The organism is Pseudomonas huaxiensis (assembly GCF_003231275.1).
GTDB lineage: Bacteria > Pseudomonadota > Gammaproteobacteria > Pseudomonadales > Pseudomonadaceae > Aquipseudomonas > Aquipseudomonas huaxiensis.
The window spans coordinates 110,901-135,888 of the sequence record NZ_QKVL01000006.1 but is presented as its reverse complement, the minus strand read 5'-3'; the positions used below and the strand labels follow the sequence as shown (position 1 = coordinate 135,888).

Sequence of the window (24,988 nt, the reverse complement as noted above, 5' to 3'; positions counted from 1 at the left end):
TTGAAATGTCCGGTGGTCCGGTGACGCCATGCTAGTGGGAGGTCTTATTCTTTAAAAATATTTAAAAAGCATTCTTATATTCATTAATGGAATTACCCGTCTTCGGGATGAATCCGCGCCAAGCCCCGTCTGGCAGCCTCGTCGCGGTAATCCAGCAGCACCTGGTAATCCGCCTCGCTCGCCGGTAGCACGCGACTGATCGCGAGGGTCGTGGCGACTTCCGGCAAGTCCTGCAGCGCCTGGTTCAGCGCGTCGCGGATAAGCGCCGCAGCGTTGGGGTCGAGGTGCGCAGGGCCGATGAACGGTAGGCTCGGGCTTGGCGCGCTGATGTCGATGATGCGCAGCCCGGCGACTTCTTCGCTGTGGTCACGGGCGAGGTAACCCCAGGTCACGCTGTCGATGGCCGCCAGATCGCCACGCCGCTCGCGCAAGGCGCGCAGGCTGTCGCGATGGCCGCCGGTGTAGCTGATGGCCGAAAAAAAGCGGCCCTCGCGTTGCAGTGGCGCGAGGCGATGGCGCAGCAGGTTCATGCCGGAATTGGAGTCGGGGCTGTTGATCAGGCCGTGGCTGTCGAAAAACGCCGCCAGCTCGCGGCGCGGGTCGTCGGCCCGGGCCACCAGCAGGCTGCAATGGTCGCCACCGCCGCTGTAGGGCAGTTCGTAGACGGGCCGGCCAATCACCTGCACCTTGCCGCGCAGCAGGGTCATCAGCGGATAGCCGCAAGTCTGGGTGAACAGCAATTGCGGCGACAGCCACAGGCCCGGCAGGTCCAGCCCGCCCGCGTCGAGGCGGCTGGCACCGAGCAGCGCCAGCGTGCGCTGCAACCACGCCTCACTGGCAGCACAAACCCGCGGCGGCGCGACGTACATCAACAACTCGGCAAAACCCTGGGACATGGGCGGACTCCGGTTCAGGCGTGGGGATGTTCAGGGCTATCGACAGGACTGAAAGCATTGCGGCGCCACAACTCGCCATAGCCGTGCACCAGGAAACCGCCGCTGCGCGCCAGCCACTGCTCGCGGCGGCGGCGGTAGACCTGCGGCAGGAAATACCATTGCAAGCCCGGAAGATCGTGATGCACCAGGTGCAGGTTCAGGTGCAGGAACAGCCAGCTCCAGGGCCAACCGGCCTCGTTGAGCACAGTGCGCTGCTCCGGTCGCTCGGCGGGACGGTGTTCATAAAAAGAACGCACCATCGCCACCGACAACGCCGGCACGCTGACGAAAAACACGTAGTGCGCCACCGACAGCGCGCTGTATTCGGCGATGAAGACGAACATCAGCAGGGTCACGGCGCCGTGGGTCAGCCACATCAGCCACGCCTGTCGATCGCCCTTCGCCAGCCGGGCGAGCTCTTCCCGCGCCAGGCCGAACAGCGCCTGCGGTGCACCGCTGAGCACCCGTCCCGGCACGGTCTTGTCCAGCCAACGCAGCGCCCGCGCCAGGCGTGGCGCTTTTTGCCAATGGTGACGGCTGAGGTAGCGGCTTTCCGGGTCGCGGCCCGGCAGGGTGAGGTCTTCGTCGCGGTGGTGCAGCAGGTGGCTGTCGCGGTACAGGGTGTACGGATACCAGACCGCGAACGGCGCGTAGCCGATCAATTTGTTCAGCCAGAGGAAGCGCGTCGGATGGCCGTGCAGCAGCTCATGTTGCAGCGACAGCCAGAGCACCAGCAGCGGCACCAGCAGCACGGTGGTGGGCCACACGCCGAGAACCGGGCTGGCCAGCAACAGCGCGAACCAGCCGGCATAGACACCGATCAGCAACAGCCAGGTCGGCCATTCGCTGCGCCCGAGAAAACTGGCTTGCAGGCGCAACACATCTTCGCGCTGGGCGTCGTCGAGGTAATGGGGCATTCGCGGAGGTCCTGGATCATGGGCTGACCTCCGCTTGTGGGACGAGACGAAAAAATCTTGCAGATCGTTTGGTTATAAGCGCCTCACGAATCCTTCAGCGCCCCTCCTCGATCTCCTTGCCATTGGCGTCGATCACCCGGCTCGACGGATAGCGCGACGATGCGTAACGCACCACCAGGATCGAGAACGACAGCAGCAGGATTCCGCCGCACAGGTACAGCAGCCCGACATCCGGCGCCTTGTGGTGCGAAACGTCGCCGATCAGCAGGCGGGTCAGCGCAGTGATTGCCACATACAGCAGGAAGCGGATCGGCATGTGGTTGGTCTTGAAGTAGATCCCCACCATCGCGCCCAGCTCGAGGTAGATGAACAGCAGGAGGATGTCGTCGACGCTGACCCCGCCCTTGCCGAGCATGTCGATGAAGGTCATTACCGCAGCCCAGGCGGTGATGCCGCCGATGCCGAACAGGGCCAGATAGTGGAACGACTCGACGCACAGATTGCCCAGCGAGTCGGCGGCGCCATGCAGGCCTTTGCGCAGTTTGTCAGCCCATTTGATGTTCACGATGCGGATTCCTTGGTACGACTTCGACGGAGGATGCGACAAGCACATGACGCTTTGCCTGCATGCAGTAAAAAGGCCAGCGGCCTCGCTTGAGAAGGCGACCGATTGCCGCAAGGCACGCGTGTTCTCCATCAACCTGCAAAATCTGGGCTATAAAATGCCACTATCCAGCTTTGTCGGATTACTGTATAAAAACCCAGTATTCGTATTATTCAATTATCGAAAGGCATGTGAGGTGATGAATGGCCGTCGAAGTGGTGTACCGCAGCAGCCGCGACCTGGAGCGCTTGTTCATGGATAAAGCCGAAGCAGATCGTCACGACAAGATGCTGGAACTGGCCGAGTTGTTGGCCGACGTATTGAAAAAGGCCGTGCCGTCGCTGAGCGAGCAGCAGGTCGAGGAAGCCGGCATCTACATGGCGAAAAACCGCGATGTCTTCGCCAAGGCGTTCAAGAGCCAGCCGGACGCCCTGTCCGAACTGCTCGACGCACCAGCGGAATAAGCCTCAGCTGCCGTACACCAGCCGCTCGGCCAGTTGCTCGGCGACCCGCGCCGGTGAGCGTTTTTCCGCCTGGGCGTGGGCGAACACTTCGGTCAGCCGGGTGGGAATCCGCGACAGGTGCGCGGTGATGGCGACGGGGTCATGGCCTTGATGGGTCAGGGCCACGTAGATCAGTCCGCCGGAATTGATGACGTAATCCGGGGCATAGAGAATGCCGCGGTTTTCCAGTTGGTCGGCCACTTGCAGGCTGGTCAACTGGTTGTTGGCCGAGCCCGCCACCGCCGCGCAGCGCAGTTGCATCACGCTCTGTGCGGTCAGCACCGAACCCAGTCCGCACGGGGCGAAGATATCGCAGGGCGTGCCGACCAGTGCTTCCGTTGCCACCGGCTGCGCATTGAACTGCTCCATGGCCAGTTGCACCCGCCCCCGATCGTGATCGCTGACCAGTAATTCCGCCCCCGCCGCATGCAGTTGCTCGGCCAGCGCATAGCCGACATTCCCCAAGCCCTGAACCGCCACCCGCAAACCTTCCAGGTTGTCGCTGCCCAGCCGCGCCATCGAAGTGGCGCGGATGCCGGCGAACACGCCCATGGCGGAATGCGGTGAGGGGTCGCCTGCGCGGGTGGTACTGGTGACGTGGCGGGTGGTCTGGGCGATGCAGTCCATGTCCAGGGTCGAGGTGCCGCTATCGGTCGCGGTGATGTAGCGGCCTTCCAGCGACTCGATGAAACGCCCGAACGCCTCGAATAGCGCCGCGCGATTTTCCACATGGGGGTTGCGGATGATCACCGCTTTGCCGCCGCCCAGCGGCAAGCCGGCGAGCGCCGCCTTGTAGGTCATGCCCTGGGCCAGACGAATGGCGTCGGTCATGGCGCTGTCGTCATCCGGGTAGGCCAGATAGCGACAACCGCCCAGTGCGGGGCCCAGCCGCTCGTTGTGGATCGCGATCACCGCCTTGAGGCCGGTGGTCGGGTCGATACACAGGTGCAATGACTGGGTGCGCGTGCTTTGCATGAGAGCGAACATCTACAGGCCCTCGGTTACAGTGCTGAAACAAGTATAGGCGTCGCCCCGAACCCTGCCGGAGCACTGGACGAAACGATGCGCTAGGGCTAAAACAGAAGCTCTCAGCGGAGACCACCATGAACCCACGCCAAGCCTGCCTGGCCTGTCTGGAACGCACTCCCCTGGCCTTGTTCGAGGCCGGGCTGTGGATTGCCGCCGAGCATGACGAAAAGGTGCAGCCGTCGCAGGTGATGAACGCCGTGCTGGCGCTGCAGCATGAGGTGAGCAACAGCCTGCCGATGCTGCCGCTGGCCGAGCTGGCCCAGCCCCTGCTGCGCAAGCTCTGCGCACTGGGTTTCCAGGAAGACGAATATCACCCGCTGCGGCCCCAGGCCGGAATGCTCGATCAATTGCTGCTACGCCGTCGCGGCCAGCCGTTGACGCTGGCGCTGTTGACGCTGGAGTTGGCTCGCGGGTTGTCGATTCCATTGGAGGGGGTGAATTTTCCGGGGCATTTTCTGCTGCGGGTGCCGGGGGCGGATCATCTGCTTGATCCGTGCGGCGGGCGGCGGTTGTACCCGGCCGATTGCCGCGAATTGCTTGGTCGCCAGTTCGGTCCGCAGGTGCCGTTGAGTGCAGAACATCTGCAGGTCGCCAGTGCGCGGCAGATGCTTCAGCGCCTGTCGCGTAATTTGCGGCAGTTGCATGCGACCCATGACAACGATCTGGCGGCGTTGAAGGATGCCGAACGGGTGCTGGACCTGGGGCCGCCGCTGGCCAGTGATTACCTGGCGCGGGCGACGCTTTATCAGCATCTGGATTGCCCCCACGCCGAACGCTTCGACCTGGAGCATGCGTTGTTGCTGACGGATGATCCGATCCAGCGGTTGCGGCTGACGGAGCGGTTGGCGCAGTTACCGCCGGGGAAAAGGTCAGTTCATTAGGGAAAACTTCAGGGCCTTATCGCTGGCAAGCCAGCTCCCACAGGGTTTGTGCTGAGCAAACGATCACTGTGGGAGCTGGCTTGTCGGGGCGCCGAACCGCAGCGATTAGGCCCATGAATTCACCCAGCAGCCGGCGTATCCGGCTGCCGCGAAGGGTGCGCCATGACGAACGCCGGATGCTCCTCCGTCAATTCCACCACCCGCAAGATCCGTGGATAGCCGCCCAGGTCGATATTGAAGCGCTTGGCCGCATACACCTGCGGAATCAGGTACACATCCGCCAACCCCGGCTCATCGCCGAAGCAGAAGCCGCTGTCGCCAATCAACTGCTCCACCGCCGCCAGCCCCTGGCTGATCCAGTGGGCAATCCACTGATTCACCGCCGCCTCGTCCTGCCCCAGTTGACGCAACTGGTTCAGCACGCTGACGTTGTGCAACGGATGGATATCACAGCCGATCAACGCCGCCACGCCCCGGGCCCGGGCGCGTTGCACCGGGTCCTGCGGCAATAGCGCGGGCTGTGGATAAACCTCTTCCAGGTACTCGATGATTGCCGGTGACTGTACCAGCAGTTCGCCGGAATCGGCCTTCAGCGCCGGCACCCGGCCCTGGGGATTGAGCGCAAGGAAGTGTTCCTCGCGCTGTTCGCCCTTGAGCAGGTTGACCGGCAGCGACTGGAACTCCAGTTGCTTGAGCGCCAGCGCAATGCGCACCCGATACGACGAGGTGGAACGGTAGTAGGTGAAGAGTTCCATGCCCCTGCCCTCTCAGTGCGCCGCGACGACTTTGCCGCGGCATTCGCCGAAGCCGATGCTGGCCACGCCGTCGCGCCTGGCACGTGCGCGCAGGATGATTTCGTCGCCGTCTTCAAGGAACTTGCGCACTTCACCGCTCGCCAGTTCCACCGGCAGTTTGCCGCCCTCGGTGATCTCCAGCAGGCTGCCGAACTGACCGGGCTTGGCGCCAGACAAAGTGCCGGAACCGAACAGGTCGCCGGGCTGCAACTGGCAACCGTTGACGCTGTGGTGCGCAACCATCTGCGCCACGGTCCAGTACATGCTCAGGGTGTTGCTCAGGGTCAGGCGATGGGCGGGCAGGTTTTGCTCGCGCATGCTCTCGGTGAGCAGCAGCACTTCCAGTTCGATATCGAAGGCGCCGCCCGCTTGATCACGCTTGTCCAGCAAGTAGGACAGCGGCTGTGGATCACCTTCCGGACGCGCCGGCTGGGCGCAACGGAACGGCTCAAGCGCCTCGGCAGTGACGACCCAGGGCGAGACGGTGGAAATGAAGCTCTTGGACAGGAACGGACCCAGCGGCTGGTATTCCCACGCCTGGATATCCCGCGCCGACCAGTCGTTGAGCAGGCAGAAACCGGCGATGTGCTCGGCGGCCTCAGCCACCGGGATGGCGTCGCCCAGGTCGTTGCCCTGGCCGATCCAGATGCCGATTTCCAGTTCGTAGTCCAGGCGCGCGCACGGGCCGAAGCTCGGCTCGGTCTGGCCGGCCGGCAGGGTCTGGCCCTTCGGACGGCGCACGTCGGTACCAGACGGACGAATGGTCGAGGCGCGGCCGTGGTAGCCGATCGGCACGTATTTGTAATTGGGCAGCAGCGGGTTGTCGGGACGGAACAGCTTGCCGACGTTCTTGGCGTGCTCGATACCGACGTAGAAGTCGGTGTAGTCACCGATCCGCGCCGGCAGGTGCAGTTCGCACTCGCTGGCCGGGTACAGCGCGGCCTGCAGCACAGCCTGGTGCGGACTGCCTTCAGTCAGCAGTTCCAGCAGCCGCTGGCGCAGGGCGACACGGGCGCCGCGACCCAGGGCAAAGAAGGCGTTGAGTGCGCCGCCGCGAGTGGCTTCGGCAGCCGCACGGGCTTCACCGTCGAACAGGCCGGCAGTCAGTACGGCATCCAGATCGAGAATGGCATCACCGATGGCGACGCCGCAACGGCGCTCTCCACCGGCGCGGCTGAAGATCCCCAGCGGCAGGTTCTGCAGCGGGAAGTCGCTATGCCCGTTGGCGTGCTCGACCCAACTGCGGGCAATGGCGGTCTGATTCATGCTTATCTCCGGTTCGGGGTGAAGGTGCTCGGCAGCGTGGCCCAGCAACTATCGTAGTCGTTCTGCAACTGCGGGCAGTCCAGCGCATGGCGGCTCGGACGCAGCACCTGGCTGGTCTCGAACATGAAGGCCATGGTGTTGTCGATCTTGTTGGGCGCCAGGTCCACGGCGATGGCCTTGGCGCAAGTCTCGGCGTCCGGGCCATGGGCGCTCATGCAGGCGTGCAGCGAAGCGCCGCCGGGCAGGAAGCCTTCGGCCTTGGCGTCGTACTCGCCCTGGATCAGGCCCATGAACTCGTTCATCAGGTTGCGGTGGAACCACGGTGGACGGAAGGTCTTCTCGGCGACCATCCAGCGCGGCGGGAAGATCACGAAGTCGAGGTTGGCCATGCCCGGCACGCTGGTCGGCGAGGTCAGCACGGTGAAGATCGACGGATCGGGATGGTCGTAGCTGACGGTGCCGATGGTGTTGAACAGGCGCAGGTCGTATTTGTACGGCACGTTGTTGCCGTGCCAGGCGACCACATCCAGCGGCGAATGCTGCAACTCGCAGCCCCACAGTTCGCCGAGGAATTTCTGCACCAGTTGCACCGGGCCGGTCTGCTCCTCGTAGTGCGCCACCGGCGCAAGGAAGTCGCGCGGATTGGCCAGGCCGTTGCTGCCGATCGGGCCAAGGTCCGGGATTCGCAGCGGCGCGCCGTGGTTTTCGGCGATGTAGCCGCGGGCCTCACCGTCAAGCAGCTCGACACGGAATTTCATCCCGCGCGGGATCACCGCGATTTCCAGCGGCCCCACTTCCAGCCGGCCCAATTCGGTGAACAGACCCAGGCGGCCCTGTTGCGGCACCAGCAGCAATTCACCGTCGGCATTGAAGAACACGCGTTCCATGGAGCGATTGGCGCGGTAGCAATGAATGCTGATACCGGCTGGTTTTTCCGCCGCCGAGTTGGCCGCCATGGTGACCCAGCCGTCGATGAAGTCGGTGGGCTCGGCCGGCATTTCCAGCGGGCTCCAGCGCAGCCGGTTGGGCGTGATCGCGCCCAGCGAACCGCCGGCCAGTTGCCGCTCCAGACGCACGAACGCCGGGTGCAGTGCCGAAGGACGGATGCGGTACAACCAGGTGCGGCGCTGTTCGTGGCGGGTCATGGTGAACGCGGTGCCCGACAGCAATTCGGCGTACAGCCCGTACGGCGCTTTCTGCGGGGAATTCTGGCCGACCGGCAGGGCACCGGGCAGTGCCTCGCTGGCAAATTCGTTGCCGAAGCCGCTCTGGTAAGCGAGGGCGGAAGTGGAATCGAGGTTCATCGAGCCTCCAGGCCGTGTCCGGGCCGGTTGTGGCAGGTTGACCACCCGGCCTGCCGTAGGCAGCGATGGCGGCGCTTCTGCGTTATTGTTATTCGTAATTTGATTACGCATAACGTAATTTGATTGCCTGGGGGCGTCAAGTTATAAAGACCTCCGTCCTCGTGCACCGCGGTATGACCGATCGCTGGCAAGCCAGCTCCCACAGTGCCTGTGGAGGCCGTGTGAAAAACCCAGGCGCTCTTCGAAGACCCGAGGTTTTCACATAGCTTTTGTGGGAGCTGGCTTGCCAGCGATGGGTCATACCGCAGTGCCCTCTCCCGCTCTCGCACAGTGACCGCCGCCATGCCCAAAGCCACGCCCCCCGCCGACAACGGCAAACAGAAGGTTCGCTCGGCGGAAGTCGGCACCGACATTCTCAAGGCCCTCGCGCAGTTGTCCCCGGCCACCTCGCTGTCGCGCCTGGCCGAACACGTGCAGATGCCGGCGAGCAAGGTCCATCGCTATCTCCAGGCGCTGATCGCCAGCGGCTTCGCCGAGCAGGACCAGGCCACCAACCATTACGGCCTGGGTCGCGAAGCGCTGCGGGTCGGTCTGGCGGCGTTGGGCGGAATGGAGGTGCTGAAAGTCGCGGCGATGCCGCTGTCGCAATTGCGCGACGAGCTGAATGAAAGCTGCTTCATCGCCGTGTGGGGGAATCAGGGTGCGACGGTGGTGAATATCGAGCCGGCGGTGCGTGCGGTGACGGTGGTCACGCAGATCGGTTCGGTACTGCCACTGCTCAGCTCGTCCACCGGGCTGGTGTTCGGCGCCTACCTGCCGGAGCGGGAAACCATCGAACTGCGTGACGAGGAATTGGCGCAAGCCGGCCACAGCGCTACGGAGTATGAGCAACTGTTCGCCCAAATCCGCAAACGTGGCCTGCACCATGTGCACGGTTTGCTGATGCCGGGAGTGGACGCGCTATCAGCGCCGGTGTTCAACGCGATGGGCAAGATTGCCGCGGTGATCACCGTGGTCGGCCCGACTTCGATCTTCCACGCCGACGAACAAGGCCCGGCCGCCGAGACGCTGCTGGCGACGGCGAAGGCGATCAGTTGGCGAATGGGCTATGAAGAGGCGCAGTGACCCGCTTTGGTGCACTGTTGCGAACAGCGCAACAGTGAATGTCAGAAAGCACTATTTTTCCGCAGGTTGGAGCTGACTATCCTTTGTCCTGTCTTGGCGATCCGGTGTTCGCCAAGGCGCGAAGTTGACGCTTCGGCCCCCTTAATGGTCGGTTAATGCTCTCCCCCTAGAGTGCTCCTCGATTGTTGTTCCGAAGCGTCACCCTTCAGTTTCACCGACGTTGATTTTGAAGCTCCTTGATCTGCGTCTTACTTGGCCGCTGCCTTTGCAGCGGCCTTTTTTATTTGGAGCAGCCGCAAGTTTGAAGCTGCAAGTTGCAAGGAAGAGCAAGGTGCGCCGCGGTCAATCTTGCAGCTTTGCGCTTGCCACTCGTAGCTGCTTCAATCGCAATGAAACCGGTGCAACAACCGATGCGCCACCGGCGCCAGAATCAGGCCGATACTGGCGACAAACACCAGCCCCACATACAACCCGTACACAGCGAAAAATACCTTGCCGCCCGGCGTCTCCGGCAGGTCCACCGGGCCCATGCCACCCAGCAGCAAGGTGGCGTTGAACGCCGCGTCGTACCATTCCACGCCTTCTTCGAAATACAGATGCCCGGTCACCCCGATCAGGATCGAGCCCACCACCAGCAAACCCGCGCCCAGCGCATGCAGCAGCAGGCGGGTGCGGAACTGTTCGGTCGAGATGACAGCGTCATTTTTTGATTCATACATCGTTCGCACTCCTGTCGCGATCACGGCTTCCCAGCATAGATCACGACGGGAAACGAGCCGCTTCAGCGACCGGCGAACGCCTGCAGATTGGCCATCATCTCTTGCAGCGCTTCCAGGCTGTCCTTCGGATGCACGGCGCCTTCGAAGTCGCCAATACGGCCCCAGTTGGCCGCGACGTCTTCGACGCTGAAACCCTGCTGCGGATCGAATCCGGCGCCCAGGCTGCGCTCCCAGCGCACCTGGCCGATCCAGCCGCCGCCGACTTCATAGAGGTTGCCGCTGTCCTGGCACTGCTCACTGCCCAGATACACCACCAGCGGGCTGACCAGCTCGGGCTTGAGCTGTTCGAACACCTGCGGCGGAATCAGGCCTTCGGTCATGCGCGTGCCGCCCGTCGGGGCAATGGCGTTGACCAGCACGCCGCTCTTGCGCCCTTCCAGCGCCAGGGTGCGGGTCAGGCCGTACAGACCAAGCTTGGCCATGCCGTAGTTGGCCTGACCGAAGTTGCCGTAGATGCCCGAGGTCGACGAGGTGAAGATCACCCGCCCCCAGTTCTGCTCGCGCAAGTGCGGCCAGGCGGCGCGGGTGACTTTGTAGGCGCCCTCGACGTGGACCTTGTAGACGAGGTCCCAATCGGCGTCGTCCATTTTGTGGAAGGTCTTGTCCCGCAGGATGCCGGCGTTGTTCACCACCACATCGACGCGGCCGAAGCTGTCCAGGGCCTGTTCGACGATGCGCTGGCCGTCGGTGACCGAGTCGTGGTTGGCTACCGCGGTGCCGCCGGCTTCGCGGATCTGCGCCACCACACGGTCTGCCGCCGAAGCATTGGCGCCCTCGCCGTGGGTCGAACCGCCGAGGTCGTTGACCACCACTTTCGCCCCGTGGCGAGCGAACAGCAGGGCGTGGGCACGGCCGAGGCCGCCGCCGGCTCCCGTGATGATCACCACTTTATCTTCCAGGCGCACCGAATCGGTCATGGCACAACTCCAACTGAACAGGGAACGGAACGCCCAGTGTCGGCCAGCGCCCGACCCGGAACAATCAACCGGGCGGACGCTGAATGGCGGGCAATAAGTGACGACGAGGTCAGGACCAGGCGACTTTCTGCAGGCTACTGGTCAAGGGTTGCTGACGAAAATCCAGGTAGTGCCGCAGCACCTGCGCCGGTGCTTCGGTATGAGGGTAGTGGCCGATGCCCGGAAGGGCCACGGTGTCGGGCAGCGGCACCAGTTCACGGTAGCGCTCGAGCATGTGCGCACCGCACACCGGGTCCACCGCACCGCTGATAAAGCGCAACGGCATCCGCGCCTGTTGCAGCGCGCCCACCCATCGCTCTCGATGGTGATGGCGCTCAGGCACGTAGGCCGACAATCGGTGCAGGATGCGATTGCCGCCGTTCGAGGTGATCAGGCTCCAGCAATCGTCCAGCGCGCTTTCACTGGGCTGAGTGCAGGGGCCATAGATCTGGCTGACGCTGTGCACCAGATCATCGCGATTGAAGGTTCGCGCCACCAGCCAGCCGAGGTGGCTGAGCAGCAGCCGTTGGGCCAGCAACGAGCGGTGACGTTCGGGAAACAATCCGGCATTGAGAAAGGCGCAGGTCGCGACTTCGGCCACGCCTTCATGGTGTCGGGCCAACAGTTCCTGGGCGACGCTGCCGCCGTAGTCGTGGGCAAGGATGTGCACGGGTTCATGCACCTGCAGGTGTGCCAGCAACGCCTGTTGCAGATCAGCCTGCTCCAGCAGGCTGTAGCGGTGTCGCGGCGGTTTGGCCGAATCGCCGAAGCCGAGCATGTCGCAGGCGATCAGGCGAAAACGCTGGGCCAGTGGCTGCCAGAGGTAATGCCAGTCCCAACTGGCGGTGGGAAATCCGTGAATGAGTAGCAGTGGCTCTCCCTGCCCTGCCGTCCAGTAGCGAATGCTCTGGCCGCGGAACGTGAATCCCAGGCTCCGTGTACGCCAGACGCACAGAGGTATCTCTGCCAATGGCATTAGCGGGATCTCGGTTAGAAGGTTGTGTTAAGTGTCGGGCACGCGGCACATGTTCTGTGCTCTGTTGGACAGCATAGTCACGCCTGCCCGAATCGAAAGTTGCCTTCGCAGCCAGCTTGATGACCCTGCGAGTCAGCCGCGCCAAATGTCAGAGCAGCGCCGACAGCAGTGGCGCGGCAAACAGGTTGAGCAAACCGGTCAGGACCATCACCAATCCCGCCACGGAACCCTCTTCGCCGCCCACTTCATGGGCCCGGCTGACGCCCGCGCCGTGGGCGCCGACGCCGAACAGCGCGCCCCGCGCCAGCGGCGTGCGCAGTGGCAGCCAGCGCAACAGCACGCCACCGAACAATGCGCCGAGCACGCCGGTGAACATCACGAATACCGCCGTTAGCTCCGGTACGCCGCCCAGTTCCTGGGCCAGCGGCATGGCGAACGGCGTGGTGATCGAACGCGGCAGCAGCGACAGGCTCACCGCACTGTCCAACGACAGCAGCCGCGCCAGCGCCCAGGAACTGGCGATCGACGCCGCACTGCCCATCAGCATGCCCAGGCCCAACGCCGGCCAGTGCCGGGCGAGCAGGCGCCGCTGCTGCCAGATCGGCACGGCAAAAGCCACGGTTACCGGGCCAAGCACCGCCATCAACCAGTGGGTGTAGCGGGAATATTCGGCGTAGGCGGTGTGCAGCGGCACGGCGATGGCCAGCAGCACGGCGGGCACCAGGATCAGCGGCGACAGCAGGTAGCGCCCGGTGCGCCGGTACAGCCAGCGGCTGCCGAGGTAGGTCGCCAGCGTCAGCGCCAGCCAGAACAGCGGCATCGGTTCAAGGCTCATGGCGCAGGCTCCGCCGGCAAACCCACTCCACGGTGAAGGCGGTCACCAGCATCACCAGCAACGTGCTGACTGCGATCACCAACAGAATCCGCCAGCCGTCGCTGCGCAGCAGCGTGCCGTAGTCCAGTAGGCTCATCAGCGCCGGAATGAAGAACAGCAGCATTTCCGCCATCAGCACCGCAGCGCCCCGCTGCAAGGCGGTGGGCTTGAGCCAGCCGCTGGCGAACAGCACCAGCAGCAGAGCCAGGCCGATCACGCCACCGGGAATCGGCCACCCCAACCAGCCCGCCAGTTGCCCGCCGAGCAGGTAAAGCGCCAGCAGCACGCCCAGCTCGGCAAGCAGGCGTGCAAGGAGTTTCAGGTTCACGAGTTTCATCGAAGGGTCCTCAGGGGAGCCCATTGTAAAATTTGCTCATACATGCAAAAAGCGAATTGTTAGACTAAGCAGAATTCCAAAATGGAATTCAGACCATGGACTTCAAACAACTGCGCAGCTTCATCGAAGTGGTGCACCGCGGCGGCTTCACCCAAGCCGCGCAGACCTTGCACATCAGCCAGTCAGCCGTGAGCAAGCAGGTGGCGCAACTGGAGCAGGATCTTGGTGTGGTGCTGCTGGAACGGCACGCGTCGCGCCTGCACCTGACTGCCGCTGGCAAAGTCGTGCTGGAGCGCGGAGAAGACATGTTGCATCTGCGCCAGGCTCTGCAGAACGAGCTGGACGACCTCAGCCAACTGGCCCGCGGCGAGTTGCGCCTGGGCCTGCCGCTGCTGGGGAGTGATGCACTGTTCGCCGGACTGTTCGCCGAATACCGTCGACGTTATCCGAACATCACCGTGCACCTGCTCGAAGGCGGCAGCCGCTCCATCGAACAGTCGGTGCTCAGTGGCGAACTGGAACTGGGCGGCAGCCTCACACCGCAAGACCCGGCCTTCGACCATCAACCGTTCTGCAACGAACCGCTGGACGCGCTGCTGCCGCTGGACCATCCGCTGGCCGGCAATGGCAGAGTGCAGTTGGCGGAGTTGGCGCAGACGCCGTTCCTGCTGTATCAGCGCAGCTTCGTGCTGAATGACCGGCTGCTCAGTGCCTGTCAGGCCGTGGGTTTCACACCGAAGGAAGGTGGCCGCAGCGGCCAGGCGGACTTTCTTGCCGCCCTGGTGGCCGCCGGCCAAGGCGTGGTGTTGCTGCCGCGCGTGGTGGCGCGGGCGCTGGAGCGGCCCGGCGTGGTTCGCCTGAGCCTGACCGAGCCCCGCGACCTGCGCTGGGACATCGCCTTCATCTGGCGCCGCGGCGCCTACCTCTCGGCGGCGGCGCGGGCCTGGCTGCAACTGTTGCAGGAAAACCCGCCAGGCTGATCAGCCGCGCAGCTTGCCGATGAACTCGGCCAACCATGGTTCGGCATCGGTTTCCGGAGTTACGGTTTCGCTGGCATCCAGGCGCAGCATCGGCTGGATTTCCTCGACGCCCAGCTCGGCGAACAGCTCGCGCAGTTGCTCGCCACCGCCACAGAAAGTATCGCCGTAGCTGGAATCGCCCAGCGCCACCACCGCACCCGGGCGGCCACGCCACGCGGCCGGCAAGCTGTCACGGATTTCGCTGAACAGCGGCATCAGGCCGTCAGGCAGCTCGCCCATGCCGGTGGTGGAGGTCACGGCAAGAAAAGCCTCGGGGGCGAATGCCTGGACATCGGCGAGGGTCGCACGGGCGGCGTGCCAGGCGTCAAAACCCGCAGCCTTGAGCAGTGACTGGGCATGACGGGCGACTTCTTCGGCGGTGCCATACACCGACCCGGACAGGATGACGACTTTCATAGCGGATTCCGTATCTGAGCAAAAGCGTAGGATACTAACACCCGTCGCTGGCAAAAGGCCTTATCCGCCGACCGCCAATGCACTAGAATTGCTCACTCCAGTTGCCCTCGCACCGGTTACCCATGATCAACGCCACCTTGCTGCAACGCATGATCGATGCCTCCAACGACGGCATCGTGGTCGCCGAACAGGAAGGCGACGACACCATCCTGATCTACGTGAACCCCGCGTTCGAGCGCCTGACCGGCTTCGACGCCAATGACATCCTCTACAGCGACTGCCGTTTCCTCCAGGGCGACGACCGCGACCAGCCCGCCCGCGAGCGGATTCGCCAGGCGCTGCAGAGCGGCCAGCCGTGCCGGGAAGTGCTGCGCAACTACCGCAAGGACGGCAGCGCTTTCTGGAACGAACTGTCGATCACACCGGTGTTCAACGAAGCCGACCAGCTCACCTATTTCATCGGCATTCAGAAGGACGTCAGCCGCCCGGTGCACGCCGAGCAACGCGTGGCAGAACTGGAACGCGAGCTTGCCGAGGCCCGGGAACGTATCCGTTGCCTGGAAAACGACCAGCGGTCCTAAACAAAGGCACGGATTCGCTGTCCACTTATCACCCGGAAAAATCGCGGCATTCCCTATCATGCAAGCCGATGCCCTTCTGACCCAGGCTGAGCTGGACTTTATCCAGAGCGTTCACCGCTCGCCCCAGCTCAACCGCGTCGACCCCAATTCCAGCCTGCGCCTCAATGGCCGCAGCGAAGTCCAGGCGTTGCTCACCCGACTGGTGGCCAATGAGCAGGTGACCGTGCAGGCGCAGTTCGAGAACCAGCAGATGAGTTTTCCGCTGGTACTGGTGGAAGATGAATTCCATGCCCTGCACCTGCAAGTCGGCGCGCCGAGCATCTATGAAGAAGGCGAAGTGGTCCGGCCCTGGCGGCTGACGCTGGACACGCCGGTGATGCTCGAAGACGAGTTGGGCCTGAGCAGCGGTCTGAAAGTCCGGGAAATTTCCTTCAAGGGTGCGCTGGTGGAATTACCGGCCGGCAAGAAATCGCCAAAAACCTTCAACCTCTGGTTCAGCCCCGACGGCATCGCGCCAATCGCCCTGCGCGGCACCTTGCAACGGCTTACCGCCGAAGGGCTGGCGGCCTACAAGCTGAGCCAGCAGCCGCCGGAAGAAATCGAACGACTGCGCCAGTACATCCTCCAGCAGCACCGCCTCGCCCACCCGGAGCTGCATTCTTCCTGAGCGGCGTCAGGTGTCCAGATGGCCGTCCAGCGCTTGTTGCAGACGCCGCCGCATCAAACGTCCCTCGCCACCCAGGCAGATAATCTGCGAACCGACCAGGCTGTCCTGAGCCAGCTCCGACCCTTCGCCGGCGAACAGCAACGGGCAATCCAGCGCCAGTGCCAGGCGCGCCAGACGCTTGGGCAGGTCGGCGGCGGGTGAATGATTGGAGAACAGCACCAGCGCATCCGGCGCCATACGCTCACAGACCAGACTGAGTTCTTCCAGCGGCTGACCCGGCGCCAGGACCGACACCGCAATCTCGCTGCTGCCCAGCAACAAGGCACACACCAGCAGTTCCAGCTCCCGGCACTGCTCGGGCAGCGCCGTCAGCACCACGCGGATCGCCTGTTGCTCCCGTGCCAGTTGCAGGCGCTGCCAGGCCCGCGCGCGCAGGAAGGTGTCGAGAAACAGCCACTCGCTGGTGCGGCCAAAGCCGTCATGGGCGATCCGCAATTCCTGCCAGACCGGCATCAAAATGTTCTGGAACACCACGCTCAGCGGATAGCTGGCGAAGACCTGCCCATAGACCCGCTCCAGCCGGACTTCATCGAACGCGCGCACGGCCTGGCCCAGCAGCGCCTGCCATTTTTCGTGCTCGTCGACAGACGGCGGATCGGCGACTTCGCTGGGCCGCACCTCGCCGCCGCGGTCGCGGGCGAGAATCTTGCCCACCTTGCTCACCGCCACGCCGCGCTCGATCCAGCCAAGGATATGGCGGACCTCGTCGATATCGGCACGGGAATACAGGCGGTGCCCACTTTCGGTGCGCGTTGGCTGGATAAGCCCATAACGACGCTCCCAGGCACGCAGGGTGACCGGGTTGATGCCAGTCAGGCGCGAGACTTCACGGATGGGAAACAACTCTTCGTGCTGTAGTCCACTGTCGGTGAGTGAGGTCGGGTCGATCATCGCCGGAAGCGCCGCCTGCTGTAGGAAATGTCCGGCATTCTACCCCTTCGCAGGCTCACCGGGCCAAAGGCCATCTGTGCACTCCGTCACGCCGACACTGACGAGTCACGTAATTTACGGAATAATCCTTGCTTGTTTTTGGACGCAGCCCAACACCCCGGGGTGCGTTCCATGCTCGCGGCTACCCGCTGCGGGCATTCGTCAGGAGATACACGATGTCTACCCCTCCCGTTACCCTGATGGTCGCGCGGCGCGTCGCCGAAGGCCACTATCAGGACATGATCGCCTGGTTGCACGAAGGCGAGCAGCTCGCTACCGACTTTCCCGGCTACCTCGGTTCCGGGGTTCTCGCACCGCCGCCCCAGGGCGACGAGTTCCAGATCATCTTCCGCTTCGTCGACGAAAAAACCCTGCACGCCTGGGAGTTCTCCGCCTCGCGCAGCGCCTGGCTGGCCCGCGGCAACGGCCTGTTCCAGCAACCCACCGAACAACGCGTGAGCGGTATCGAAGGCTGGTTCGGCAACAGCACCGCGCAGCGCCCGCCGCGCTGGAAGCAGGCGGTAGCCATCTGGCTGGCATTCTTCCCGGTGTCGCTGGCGTTCAATCTGTTGTTCGGTCACTGGCTGGCCGAATTGAGCCTGCTGCCGCGCATCCTGCTCAGCACCCTCGGGCTGACGCCGCTGATGGTCTACTTTTTCATTCCGCTGTCGACCCGCTGCCTCGCCAACTGGCTCAACGCCCCGGTCAAGAGCCCACGGCCAGCGGCGCCTGAGCCGGGTTCACTGGAAAGCCGCTGAGGGCCCCGGGGGCGGTCAATGGCGGCGAGTTCGGGTATGCTGGCACCTGACCCTGCGAACCTGAAAAGTTGATCGTTCCCGCTTATGAACAGCCCAATCCTAGTTACCGGTGGCAGCCAGCGAGTCGGGCTGGCGCTGGCCACGCAACTGGCGCAGGCCGGCCACACGGTCGTCAGCGCCAGCCGCAGCAAGAACCCGACCGCAGCGCATCCGAATATCATCCAGTTCCAGGCCGACCTGTGCAGTGAACGGGACCGCGAGGCCCTCATCGAGCACCTGCGCACCCACTACGACGGCCTGCGCGGCATCATCCACAACGCCTCGTTGTGGCTCGACGATGACCTGAACAACCTCAACACCATGTTCAAGCTGCACGTCGAAGCGCCGTACCACCTGAACCTGGCGCTCGGCGAGCAACTGCTCAAGCTGGAAAAGTCCGACATCATCCACATCTGCGACGAGACCTCGTCCCGCGGCAGCAAGAGCCATATCGGCTACGCCGCGACCAAGGCCGCGCTGCAGAACATGGTGCTGTCGTTCGCAGAAAAGTACGCCCCCAGCGTGCGGGTCAACGCCATCCTGCCGGGCCTGCTGATCCTCAAGGAAGGCGGCGACGAGCATTACCGCCAGCAGACCCTGAAAAAAGCCCTGCTGGAATTCGAGCCCGGCGCCCAGCCACTGATCGACGCGGTGTTGTTCCTGCTCGAAAGCCAGTACAGCACCGGCAGCAGCGTGGTCATCAACGGTGGCCGCCACCTGAAAAACCGTATTGCCTGATAACGAGAACGCCCATGAGCCCGCAAGAACAACTCGAACTCGAAGCCGCGGCATTCCGTCGCCTGGTCGACCACCTGCGCAACCGCACCGACGTGCAGAACATCGACCTGATGAACCTGTCCGGCTTCTGCCGCAACTGCCTGTCCAAGTGGTACAAGGCGGCCGCGGACGAACGCCAGATCGAGGTGAGCCTGGATGACGCCCGCGAGGTGGTCTACGGCATGCCTTACGACCAGTGGAAAAGCCAATACCAAAAAGAAGCCAGCGCCGAGCAGCAAGCCGCGTTCGCCAAAGGAAAACCGCATGACTGACCTGAACACCCTGCGCACCCGCCTCAACAGCGGTGAGCACGCCTTCGCCGACACCCTGGCGTTTATCGCCGAGCATTACGACTACGAACAACGCGCCTTCAACAACGGCGGCGTGGAAAGCGCTGCCGGCCAGAACGAAGGTTCCTGCAAGACCCTCGGACTGGCCCTGCTGGAAGGCCTGAGCGACCAGGAAGCGCTGCTGGCGTTCGGCGAGCACTACCGTTCGGTGCTGGCCACCCCAGAAGGCAGCGACCACGGCAACATCCGCGCCCTCATCGCCCACGGCCTGGCCGGGGTGAAGTTCGAAGGCGAGCCGCTCAAGCGCAAGGCTTGAGCCCTCGAGGGCAGATCCGGCCTTGATGCCGGGTCTGCTCCGCCGAAATATCCCCCTCCCCCTCCCCCGCTCACCTCCGCCAACGCCCTCCCCAGTAACAAAACATCGACTATTGTTCAGCGCTCGCGTAGTTGCGATCAGAGTGACATTGCACCTCACAACGTGTTTCAAGGAGCAGTCGAGCCTGTTTGATCAACAGGAGTTGGCCGAACGACGCCATCAACCTTTGCGCGTTGGCGTGAGGGCGCCGAAAAAAACTGTCTGTTTGCAAATGTGAGCGCCGCCATTACACTTGCGACCGATTCCCATTAACAACTGGAAACATCCATGGACAGGCAGGTGGTCGAGGCTTCGCCCGAGTCAGGCGTGCAGATGCAAGTCCGCGACCTCTATGCCGATCATCATGGCTGGCTGCAAGGCTGGTTGCGCCGACGCCTCGCCGACCGGGAACATGCCGCCGATATTGCCCAGGACACGTTCCTCCGCCTGCTGGCCACCCGCCGCTTGCCTGGCTTCGGCCAGGGCCGTCAGTACCTGCTGCAGATCGCCCGCAATCTGGTGATCGATCAATGGCGCCGCCAGCGGATCGAACAAGCCTACCTCGACACCCTCGCCCACGCTGAAGAGGCCATGGCGCCGTCACCGGAAACCCGCGCGCTGATCATGGAGGCGCTGATGCGCATCGACCGCATGCTCGATGCCATGCCGGCGAAGGTGCGCGAGGCCTTCCTGCTGTCGCAGTTCGAGGGCTTGAGCTACGCACAGATCGCCGAGCGCCTGGAAGTCAGTGTGAGTGCAGTACAGAAGTACATGACCCGGGCGATCCAGGCCTGTTACGCAGTGATGTACAGCGAATGAGCCAGCACACCGACGCCCCTATCGCCGAGACCGTGGTGCAGCAAGCCAGCCACTGGCTGATGCTGCACTGGCAAAGCTCGCTGGACAGCCAGCAACAGGCGGGCTTCGACGCCTGGCTGGCCGCCGATGCCGAACACCGCCGAGCCTGGTCACGGCTGGGGCGCTTGCAGCAGCAACTGATTCAGGTCCCTGCGGCCACCAGCCTGACTGTGCTGCGCCAGCAACCGGAACTGCGCCGCCGCCACACCCTGAAGTTGCTGACCGCCTTGCTGTTGATCGGCGGCAGCGGCGTCGTCGCCCAACGCACGCTGCCGTGGCGCGAGGCCATGGCCGACCTGCGCAGCGGCACCGGCGAACGCCTGCAACGCACGCTGGACGACGGTACCCGCATGGCCCTGAACAGCGGCAGCGCGGTGAACATCCGCTACAGCGCAAGCGAGCGACGTATTCAGTTGCTGGGCGGCGAACTGCTACTCGACAGCGGCCACGACCCGGCCAATCGCCCGTTGATCGTCGAGACCGCTGCCGGTGAGATCCAGGCCCTGGGCACCCGTTTTGCCGTACACGAAATCGACGGTGGCAGTCGCGTCGACCTCTATGCAGGCGAACTTGAACTGCGCCCCCGGCATGCTGAAACCTCGCGCCTGCAGGCCGGCCAGCAACGCTGGTTCTCCGCCGAGCGCAATGCCGACATCGTCCCGGCCGACCGCAACGCCATCGCCTGGAACGAAGGCCGACTCATTGCCGAGCGTATGCCGCTGGGCCAATTCATCGCGGAACTGTCACGCCACCGCCCCGGCATCCTGCGCTGCGACACAGCCGTCGCCGACCTTCCGCTGACCGGCGTATTCCCCCTGGCCGACACCGACCGCGTACTGGCCGCCCTGCAACAATCACTGCCGGTCGAGGTGCAACGCGTCACCCGCTACTGGGTGACCGTGCGGCCAAGAAGCTGATAACTGATCGCTCCTCACGCTTCGCATGAGAATGACGCTGATGGCGCTGCGCGTCGCACACCATCGGTCATGGCTGAGCCTGACGGATTCGCAGCGGCCCGGCGTGCGTTACCACGCGGCAGGTCCGACATGAGAGCGATCAGTATGTGTCTCTGACCTGCAGCTTGAAGCTTGCCACTTTTTTCAAAAGTCCATTGTCGGTTTCGCCAGCTCGCTCGGGATACCTCTTGAACCCAATAAAGAAGCATTCTCAGAGGACACCCGGAATGCCGCAACTGCCCACCACACAACGCTCACCACTCAGCCAGTCGATCACGCGCGCCCTGTTCACCGGCCTGCTTGCCACCAGCCCGTTACTGGTCATCGATACCGCCCAGGCACAAACGGCCAGCACAGAACAAAACCGCAGCTACACCATTCCCGCCGGCAACCTCGACCAGACGCTCAATCGCTTCGCCAGCGAGGCGGGCATTCTGCTCTCCGTGAACTCGCGGCTGACTACCGGCAAGCAGAGTCCAGGCCTGAATGGCAGTTATTCGGTGGACGCCGGGCTGACGCAGTTGTTGGTTGGCACTGGCCTGAGGGTTCTCAAGGCTGGGGATAACTATGCGTTGGAAGTGGCGGTGGAAAGTGGTGGCTCGTTGGAACTTGGAGCGACGAATGTCACTGGCACACACTCCAGCATCGCCAGCGAAGGCACCGGCTCGTATGTAGCGTCTGGACCAATCGGCGCGGCAACGCCACTGGGCCTGACACTGCGCGAGACACCGCAATCTGTCAGTGTCGTGACCAAGCAGCGAATGGAAGACCAAGGGTTAACCACGATCGGCGATGTCATGGCGCAGGTGCCGGGCGTCACCCAGTATTCGCTGGGGACTGAGCGCGCCGGGTTTACTTCTCGCGGCTACGCCATCGACAACTATCAGCTCGATGGCATCAGCACCAATGCATTTGGCGAAGGACTGTCTCCTCAGGTCGCCCAGAGCACGGCGGATATGGCAGTTTACGACCGCATCGAGGTGTTGCGGGGTTCTTCGGGACTGATGAGTGGCGCGGGCGATCCGTCTGGCACCATCAACATGATCCGCAAGAAACCTACCACCGAGTTCCAGGGAAGCGTCGAGGGTGGCGTCGGCTCATGGAGCGAAAAACGCGGCATGCTGGATCTTTCCGGGCCGCTCACCGAGTCGAACACGTTGCGCGGTCGGGCCGTCGCGGCCTGGCAGGATGGCGACAGCTTCATCGACCATTACGGTCTCGAAAAGAAGGTATTTTACGGCGTACTGGAAGCCGATCTTACGGACAGTACTCTCCTTACCGCAGGTGTCGAATATCAACGCCGTGAAAGCCACGGCTCGCTAGCCTTCCTGGGTTTTCCGCTTTGGTACAGCGATGGCTCACGCACCGATCTTTCGCGCTCTTTCAGCCCGGCCAGCCGCGACAACAGTTACAACAGCAAAAACACAACGGTTTTCGCTAGCCTTGAACAGGCGCTGGCTCACGACTGGAAGCTGAAAATTTCAGCCAATCACCTGAGTTCGTCACAGCGTGAAGATGCGATCTACCTGGACGTATCGGCGGGCTTTGCCAATTCGCAGACGGGTGATGGCCTTAGTCTGAGTGCCGACCGCCGTGATCATCGCGTGAGGCTCGACAGTGTCGATGTCAACGTGCAGGGCCCGATAACCCTCTTCGGCGCCCAGCACGATATCGTACTGGGCGCCGATTATCAGGACGTCACCAACTATACGATTGGCAGCTTCGATCAGGGCGGCCTCAACTACAGCGCGGCGAATCTGTACACCTGGGATCGTAGGGGCGTCGGCCAATATGGGGATGCTCAGGTCAGGTTCGATAACCCCATGCGTCAGTCCAGTGTGTATGCGGCCGGCCGCTTCACACTGAGCGAGCAACTCAGGTTGATCCTGGGTACCAAGGTGTTCCGCTATAGCTCCAATGCAGTCACCAACAACCCTACGTACAACTACTACAGCGCCAAGCCAGCATCGGAGAACAACCTCTGGACGCCCTACGGCGGGTTAGTCTACGACATCAATGAGACTCACACGGCTTACCTCAGCTACGCAACCATCTACAAACCGCAGACGGCTCAGGATCGTAACGGCCAACTGATCGACCCACGCGAAGGCGCCACCCTCGAAACCGGGATCAAGAGCGAATGGCTGGGCGGTGACCTGAGTACCACCGTCGCGCTTTACCAAATTCGCCAGGACAATCTCACAGAAACAGACCCCGGCTACACCATTCCTGGCACCAACAATGCTGCCTCCCGAGCAATCAAAGGTGCCAAGACCCAGGGACTCGACGTGGAGGTTACCGGCGCGATGAGCAGCGACTGGAACGTCTCGGCTTCTTGGACCTATGGCCAATCGAAGAACGCCGAAGGCGAGCGCATCACTACCACCTTCCCGCGTCATCTGGTCAAGCTGTGGACAACCTATCGCCTGCCGGGCGATTGGAACCGCCTGACAGTAGGCGGTGGCGCCAATTGGCAGAGCAAGACTTACTCCACCGTCGACGCTTGGCAGGTGAGGCACAGCCTGTACTGGGAGCAGAAACCCTACACCGTGGTAAACCTGATGACCCGCTATGACATCAGCGAGAATCTCTCGGCAACCTTGAACGTCAACAACCTATTCGACAAGAAGTACATCGCTTCAGTCTCCGACTGGTGGTTCTCCGGCTACTACGGCGCGCCGCGCAGCCTGGCAGTGAACATGAAGTACGATTTCTAGAGCACAAGGGTCGACTCGCGGGATGCGGTGGTCTGGTGGCGGGCTTGCCCGCCCCGCACACTCAGCCCGCGATGGTCAGCCAGTTCCAGCGTTCCTGATAACTGCGGGCCTTGCGCAGAAACATCTCCGGCTGATGATTCAGCGGATTACTGCGCAACACCCCCGCACGCAGATCGTCCAGCCCGTGGGTGCTGTACAACGTTTCGCTGCGCACATCCAGGCCCACGCAGGTCGAACACACCAGGTAGCGATCGATGCCATCGGTCACGTTGCGCAGCGGTGCATAGGGCGCGCCGAACCGCGCTTCATACCAGAGGTGCACCCGCGCCTGGTTGCGCACCTCGACCTTGTCCGCCAGCGCGCCACAGGCCTCGCGCACCCGCTGGATGACCCGGTCCTCGGCTTCCCATGACAGGTCTTCGTCGAAGTAGGCCACGTCGTAATCCTTCACGCCCCAGTCCGGCGGGCGGCCGGACCTGCGGTTCCACAGCGCCTGGAACAGGCAGCCGGCAACCAGCATGCCTTGCGGCAGGTCGAGGTCCTTGAGGATGGCCAGCAAGGCGGCGTTGCCCGGGTTTTCCAGCGCAATGTCGATGATGTCCTGTTCGCTCGGCATGCTAGATCGACTCGTTGCGCCGCGGGGTCTGGATGTCCCACGAGGACGGCGGCATATCGAAGAGTTTGTCGAGGTCGAAACGCAGGTTTTCATCCCGCAGGCCGATCATCACCACTACCAGCAACAGCACCGCCAGCCCGCCGTCCGGCAGGCCCCATCGTGGGACTTCGACAGCCCGTCCGCGGCTGCACCACCAGGCCTGGCCGGCGCAGAACGCGGCGATGCCGAGGGCCCACAAGTAGTAGCCGACGGCGAATCCGGTGACGTCGTGGAAGCTGTAGTTGATGTTGTCCGGCAGGCGCTGGATGCCATGGCTGATGACCGCCAGGTGCAGCGCCCAGAGACCGAGCAGCAATGACAGCCAGCGCCAGCGGCGACGCACCAGCAGGGCAAGACCAAACAAGGGATTGGCGAACCAGCCGAACAGGCCGAAAACGATGCCCCACGGGCCCTGGAGGAGGACTTGCAGAGAGGTCATGACGTTGCCGCCGCTGAGCTGGACGGCGTCGAAGCAGAGGGCCAGGAGGTAGAGCAGAAGGCTGAGGGTGACGTAGAAACGCGCCATGCGGCGACCCTGGATGGACGGATTGAGAGCCGGACGATACCGCAAATGGGACGGGGTTGCGGCCCTTCGCGAGCAAGCTCGCTCCTACAGGAGGCTGAGATTC

At 63.3% G+C, this 24,988-nt stretch carries 29 protein-coding genes; 13 read left to right on the top strand and 16 right to left on the bottom strand.

Annotated elements, in window-relative coordinates:
* Positions 1-92 precede the first annotated feature (92 nt).
* The 3 genes from DM374_RS09840 to DM374_RS09830 all read right to left on the bottom strand — a co-directional run bounded on the left by DM374_RS09840 (position 93) and on the right by DM374_RS09830 (position 2,417).
* The gene (locus DM374_RS09840; RefSeq protein ID WP_110969664.1) at positions 93-896 is read right to left on the bottom strand and encodes a phosphate/phosphite/phosphonate ABC transporter substrate-binding protein; all 804 of its coding nucleotides are present in this window, start codon (positions 894-896) and stop codon (positions 93-95) included.
* Between the two features lie 14 nt (positions 897-910).
* The gene (locus DM374_RS09835; RefSeq protein WP_110969663.1) at positions 911-1,852 is read right to left on the bottom strand and encodes a fatty acid desaturase; all 942 of its coding nucleotides are present in this window, start codon (positions 1,850-1,852) and stop codon (positions 911-913) included.
* Between the two features lie 94 nt (positions 1,853-1,946).
* Positions 1,947-2,417, bottom strand: a complete 471-nt coding sequence (locus DM374_RS09830; RefSeq protein WP_095154483.1) for a phosphate-starvation-inducible protein PsiE — start codon at positions 2,415-2,417, stop codon at positions 1,947-1,949.
* Positions 2,418-2,659: 242 nt separating this feature from the next.
* Between DM374_RS09830 and DM374_RS09825 the strand changes: the two genes are divergently transcribed.
* Entirely contained in the window at positions 2,660-2,920 is a 261-nt protein-coding gene (locus DM374_RS09825) for a YebG family protein (RefSeq protein WP_095154481.1), read from the top strand.
* 3 nt (positions 2,921-2,923) lie between these two features.
* On the opposite strand, the gene DM374_RS09820 is transcribed toward DM374_RS09825, so the two are convergent.
* Positions 2,924-3,946 carry a Leu/Phe/Val dehydrogenase gene (locus DM374_RS09820; protein WP_110969662.1) on the bottom strand — a complete coding sequence of 341 codons (1,023 nt, stop codon included), beginning with the start codon at positions 3,944-3,946 and terminating at the stop codon, positions 2,924-2,926.
* Between the two features lie 116 nt (positions 3,947-4,062).
* Between DM374_RS09820 and DM374_RS09815 the strand changes: the two genes are divergently transcribed.
* Complete coding sequence (locus DM374_RS09815) at positions 4,063-4,869, top strand: transglutaminase family protein (RefSeq protein ID WP_110969661.1); 807 nt, start codon at positions 4,063-4,065, stop codon at positions 4,867-4,869.
* A 119-nt stretch (positions 4,870-4,988) separates the two neighbouring features.
* Here the strand turns inward: DM374_RS09815 and maiA are convergent, their stop codons facing one another.
* The 3 genes from maiA to hmgA are packed head-to-tail and all read right to left on the bottom strand — an operon-like array spanning position 4,989 to position 8,233.
* Positions 4,989-5,624, bottom strand: a complete 636-nt coding sequence (gene maiA, locus DM374_RS09810) for a maleylacetoacetate isomerase (protein WP_110969660.1) — start codon at positions 5,622-5,624, stop codon at positions 4,989-4,991.
* Between the two features lie 12 nt (positions 5,625-5,636).
* Positions 5,637-6,929, bottom strand: a complete 1,293-nt coding sequence (gene fahA / locus DM374_RS09805; protein ID WP_110969659.1) for a fumarylacetoacetase — start codon at positions 6,927-6,929, stop codon at positions 5,637-5,639.
* 2 nt (positions 6,930-6,931) lie between these two features.
* On the bottom strand, positions 6,932-8,233 hold the full coding sequence (gene hmgA, locus DM374_RS09800; protein WP_095154469.1) for a homogentisate 1,2-dioxygenase: 1,302 nt from the start codon (positions 8,231-8,233) through the stop codon (positions 6,932-6,934).
* 342 nt (positions 8,234-8,575) lie between these two features.
* Here hmgA and DM374_RS09795 point away from each other — a divergent pair, with 342 nt between their 5' ends.
* Positions 8,576-9,358, top strand: coding sequence for an IclR family transcriptional regulator (locus DM374_RS09795; protein ID WP_110969658.1), 783 nt, complete (start codon positions 8,576-8,578; stop codon positions 9,356-9,358).
* Positions 9,359-9,738: 380 nt separating this feature from the next.
* Here DM374_RS09795 and DM374_RS09790 read toward each other — a convergent pair whose 3' ends face one another.
* The 5 genes from DM374_RS09790 to DM374_RS09770 form a co-directional block, all read right to left on the bottom strand.
* Complete coding sequence (locus DM374_RS09790; protein WP_110969657.1) at positions 9,739-10,077, bottom strand: hypothetical protein; 339 nt, start codon at positions 10,075-10,077, stop codon at positions 9,739-9,741.
* 62 nt (positions 10,078-10,139) lie between these two features.
* The gene (locus DM374_RS09785; protein ID WP_110969656.1) at positions 10,140-11,054 is read right to left on the bottom strand and encodes an SDR family oxidoreductase; all 915 of its coding nucleotides are present in this window, start codon (positions 11,052-11,054) and stop codon (positions 10,140-10,142) included.
* 109 nt (positions 11,055-11,163) lie between these two features.
* Complete coding sequence (locus tag DM374_RS09780) at positions 11,164-12,069, bottom strand: alpha/beta fold hydrolase (RefSeq protein WP_110969655.1); 906 nt, start codon at positions 12,067-12,069, stop codon at positions 11,164-11,166.
* A gap of 148 nt (positions 12,070-12,217) precedes the next feature.
* The gene (locus DM374_RS09775; protein WP_110969654.1) at positions 12,218-12,904 is read right to left on the bottom strand and encodes an LrgB family protein; all 687 of its coding nucleotides are present in this window, start codon (positions 12,902-12,904) and stop codon (positions 12,218-12,220) included.
* Complete coding sequence (locus DM374_RS09770; RefSeq protein ID WP_110969653.1) at positions 12,894-13,280, bottom strand: CidA/LrgA family protein; 387 nt, start codon at positions 13,278-13,280, stop codon at positions 12,894-12,896. Before DM374_RS09770 ends, DM374_RS09775 begins: the two co-directional genes overlap by 11 nt.
* 95 nt (positions 13,281-13,375) lie before the next feature.
* Here DM374_RS09770 and DM374_RS09765 point away from each other — a divergent pair, with 95 nt between their 5' ends.
* Entirely contained in the window at positions 13,376-14,260 is an 885-nt protein-coding gene (locus DM374_RS09765; RefSeq protein ID WP_110969652.1) for a LysR family transcriptional regulator, read from the top strand.
* Here the strand turns inward: DM374_RS09765 and DM374_RS09760 are convergent, their stop codons facing one another.
* A complete protein-coding gene (locus DM374_RS09760; RefSeq protein WP_110969651.1) occupies positions 14,261-14,716 on the bottom strand; it encodes a flavodoxin in 456 nt (151 codons plus the stop codon).
* 122 nt (positions 14,717-14,838) lie between these two features.
* Here DM374_RS09760 and DM374_RS09755 point away from each other — a divergent pair, with 122 nt between their 5' ends.
* Both DM374_RS09755 and DM374_RS09750 read left to right on the top strand, forming a co-directional pair.
* Complete coding sequence (locus DM374_RS09755) at positions 14,839-15,297, top strand: PAS domain-containing protein (protein ID WP_110969650.1); 459 nt, start codon at positions 14,839-14,841, stop codon at positions 15,295-15,297.
* 58 nt (positions 15,298-15,355) lie between these two features.
* Complete coding sequence (locus tag DM374_RS09750) at positions 15,356-15,964, top strand: hypothetical protein (RefSeq protein WP_110969649.1); 609 nt, start codon at positions 15,356-15,358, stop codon at positions 15,962-15,964.
* 6 nt (positions 15,965-15,970) lie between these two features.
* On the opposite strand, the gene DM374_RS09745 is transcribed toward DM374_RS09750, so the two are convergent.
* Positions 15,971-16,915, bottom strand: a complete 945-nt coding sequence (locus DM374_RS09745) for a MerR family transcriptional regulator (RefSeq protein WP_110969648.1) — start codon at positions 16,913-16,915, stop codon at positions 15,971-15,973.
* 215 nt (positions 16,916-17,130) lie between these two features.
* Here DM374_RS09745 and DM374_RS09740 point away from each other — a divergent pair, with 215 nt between their 5' ends.
* The 7 genes from DM374_RS09740 (at position 17,131) to DM374_RS09710 (ending at position 23,704) form a co-directional block, all read left to right on the top strand.
* Positions 17,131-17,712 (top strand): antibiotic biosynthesis monooxygenase, encoded by a 582-nt coding sequence (locus DM374_RS09740; protein ID WP_110969647.1) that lies wholly within the window; start codon positions 17,131-17,133, stop codon positions 17,710-17,712.
* A gap of 84 nt (positions 17,713-17,796) precedes the next feature.
* Positions 17,797-18,489 carry a dihydromonapterin reductase gene (folM, locus tag DM374_RS09735; protein ID WP_095154443.1) on the top strand — a complete coding sequence of 231 codons (693 nt, stop codon included), beginning with the start codon at positions 17,797-17,799 and terminating at the stop codon, positions 18,487-18,489.
* A gap of 14 nt (positions 18,490-18,503) precedes the next feature.
* A complete protein-coding gene (locus DM374_RS09730; RefSeq protein ID WP_110969646.1) occupies positions 18,504-18,800 on the top strand; it encodes a DUF1244 domain-containing protein in 297 nt (98 codons plus the stop codon).
* Positions 18,793-19,134 (top strand): HopJ type III effector protein, encoded by a 342-nt coding sequence (locus DM374_RS09725; RefSeq protein ID WP_110969645.1) that lies wholly within the window; start codon positions 18,793-18,795, stop codon positions 19,132-19,134. The genes DM374_RS09730 and DM374_RS09725 overlap by 8 nt, the downstream gene beginning before the upstream one ends.
* A 327-nt stretch (positions 19,135-19,461) precedes the next feature.
* A complete protein-coding gene (locus DM374_RS09720; RefSeq protein ID WP_110969644.1) occupies positions 19,462-19,992 on the top strand; it encodes a sigma-70 family RNA polymerase sigma factor in 531 nt (176 codons plus the stop codon).
* Positions 19,989-20,948, top strand: coding sequence for a FecR domain-containing protein (locus tag DM374_RS09715; RefSeq protein WP_110969643.1), 960 nt, complete (start codon positions 19,989-19,991; stop codon positions 20,946-20,948). Before DM374_RS09720 ends, DM374_RS09715 begins: the two co-directional genes overlap by 4 nt.
* Positions 20,949-21,214: 266 nt before the next feature.
* On the top strand, positions 21,215-23,704 hold the full coding sequence (locus DM374_RS09710; RefSeq protein WP_110969642.1) for a TonB-dependent siderophore receptor: 2,490 nt from the start codon (positions 21,215-21,217) through the stop codon (positions 23,702-23,704).
* A 61-nt stretch (positions 23,705-23,765) separates the two neighbouring features.
* On the opposite strand, the gene DM374_RS09705 is transcribed toward DM374_RS09710, so the two are convergent.
* On the bottom strand, positions 23,766-24,320 hold the full coding sequence (locus DM374_RS09705) for a nucleotidyltransferase family protein (RefSeq protein ID WP_110969641.1): 555 nt from the start codon (positions 24,318-24,320) through the stop codon (positions 23,766-23,768).
* Between the two features lies 1 nt (position 24,321).
* A complete protein-coding gene (locus DM374_RS09700; protein ID WP_110969640.1) occupies positions 24,322-24,885 on the bottom strand; it encodes a hypothetical protein in 564 nt (187 codons plus the stop codon).
* Positions 24,886-24,988 lie beyond the last annotated feature (103 nt).

Bases quoted from the DNA above. Each gene is read 5' to 3' on its own strand.
- DM374_RS09750 (WP_110969649.1), top strand. From the start codon at position 15,356: ATGCAAGCCGATGCCCTTCTGACCCAGGCTGAGCTGGACTTTATCCAG.
- DM374_RS09760 (WP_110969651.1), bottom strand. From the start codon at position 14,716: ATGAAAGTCGTCATCCTGTCCGGGTCGGTGTATGGCACCGCCGAAGAA.
- DM374_RS09775 (WP_110969654.1), bottom strand. From the start codon at position 12,904: ATGAGCCTTGAACCGATGCCGCTGTTCTGGCTGGCGCTGACGCTGGCG.
- DM374_RS09705 (WP_110969641.1), bottom strand. From the start codon at position 24,320: ATGCCGAGCGAACAGGACATCATCGACATTGCGCTGGAAAACCCGGGC.
- DM374_RS09790 (WP_110969657.1), bottom strand. From the start codon at position 10,077: ATGTATGAATCAAAAAATGACGCTGTCATCTCGACCGAACAGTTCCGC.
- DM374_RS09715 (WP_110969643.1), top strand. From the start codon at position 19,989: ATGAGCCAGCACACCGACGCCCCTATCGCCGAGACCGTGGTGCAGCAA.
- DM374_RS09745 (WP_110969648.1), bottom strand. From the start codon at position 16,915: ATGATCGACCCGACCTCACTCACCGACAGTGGACTACAGCACGAAGAG.
- hmgA (WP_095154469.1), bottom strand. From the start codon at position 8,233: ATGAACCTCGATTCCACTTCCGCCCTCGCTTACCAGAGCGGCTTCGGC.
- DM374_RS09825 (WP_095154481.1), top strand. From the start codon at position 2,660: ATGGCCGTCGAAGTGGTGTACCGCAGCAGCCGCGACCTGGAGCGCTTG.
- DM374_RS09710 (WP_110969642.1), top strand. From the start codon at position 21,215: ATGCCGCAACTGCCCACCACACAACGCTCACCACTCAGCCAGTCGATC.
- DM374_RS09840 (WP_110969664.1), bottom strand. From the start codon at position 896: ATGTCCCAGGGTTTTGCCGAGTTGTTGATGTACGTCGCGCCGCCGCGG.
- DM374_RS09770 (WP_110969653.1), bottom strand. From the start codon at position 13,280: ATGAAACTCGTGAACCTGAAACTCCTTGCACGCCTGCTTGCCGAGCTG.
- DM374_RS09815 (WP_110969661.1), top strand. From the start codon at position 4,063: ATGAACCCACGCCAAGCCTGCCTGGCCTGTCTGGAACGCACTCCCCTG.
- DM374_RS09820 (WP_110969662.1), bottom strand. From the start codon at position 3,946: ATGTTCGCTCTCATGCAAAGCACGCGCACCCAGTCATTGCACCTGTGT.
- DM374_RS09780 (WP_110969655.1), bottom strand. From the start codon at position 12,069: ATGCCATTGGCAGAGATACCTCTGTGCGTCTGGCGTACACGGAGCCTG.
- DM374_RS09755 (WP_110969650.1), top strand. From the start codon at position 14,839: ATGATCAACGCCACCTTGCTGCAACGCATGATCGATGCCTCCAACGAC.
- DM374_RS09795 (WP_110969658.1), top strand. From the start codon at position 8,576: ATGCCCAAAGCCACGCCCCCCGCCGACAACGGCAAACAGAAGGTTCGC.
- DM374_RS09785 (WP_110969656.1), bottom strand. From the start codon at position 11,054: ATGACCGATTCGGTGCGCCTGGAAGATAAAGTGGTGATCATCACGGGA.
- DM374_RS09720 (WP_110969644.1), top strand. From the start codon at position 19,462: ATGGACAGGCAGGTGGTCGAGGCTTCGCCCGAGTCAGGCGTGCAGATG.
- DM374_RS09700 (WP_110969640.1), bottom strand. From the start codon at position 24,885: ATGGCGCGTTTCTACGTCACCCTCAGCCTTCTGCTCTACCTCCTGGCC.
- DM374_RS09765 (WP_110969652.1), top strand. From the start codon at position 13,376: ATGGACTTCAAACAACTGCGCAGCTTCATCGAAGTGGTGCACCGCGGC.
- DM374_RS09835 (WP_110969663.1), bottom strand. From the start codon at position 1,852: ATGCCCCATTACCTCGACGACGCCCAGCGCGAAGATGTGTTGCGCCTG.
- DM374_RS09730 (WP_110969646.1), top strand. From the start codon at position 18,504: ATGAGCCCGCAAGAACAACTCGAACTCGAAGCCGCGGCATTCCGTCGC.
- DM374_RS09740 (WP_110969647.1), top strand. From the start codon at position 17,131: ATGTCTACCCCTCCCGTTACCCTGATGGTCGCGCGGCGCGTCGCCGAA.
- DM374_RS09725 (WP_110969645.1), top strand. From the start codon at position 18,793: ATGACTGACCTGAACACCCTGCGCACCCGCCTCAACAGCGGTGAGCAC.
- fahA (WP_110969659.1), bottom strand. From the start codon at position 6,929: ATGAATCAGACCGCCATTGCCCGCAGTTGGGTCGAGCACGCCAACGGG.
- folM (WP_095154443.1), top strand. From the start codon at position 17,797: ATGAACAGCCCAATCCTAGTTACCGGTGGCAGCCAGCGAGTCGGGCTG.
- maiA (WP_110969660.1), bottom strand. From the start codon at position 5,624: ATGGAACTCTTCACCTACTACCGTTCCACCTCGTCGTATCGGGTGCGC.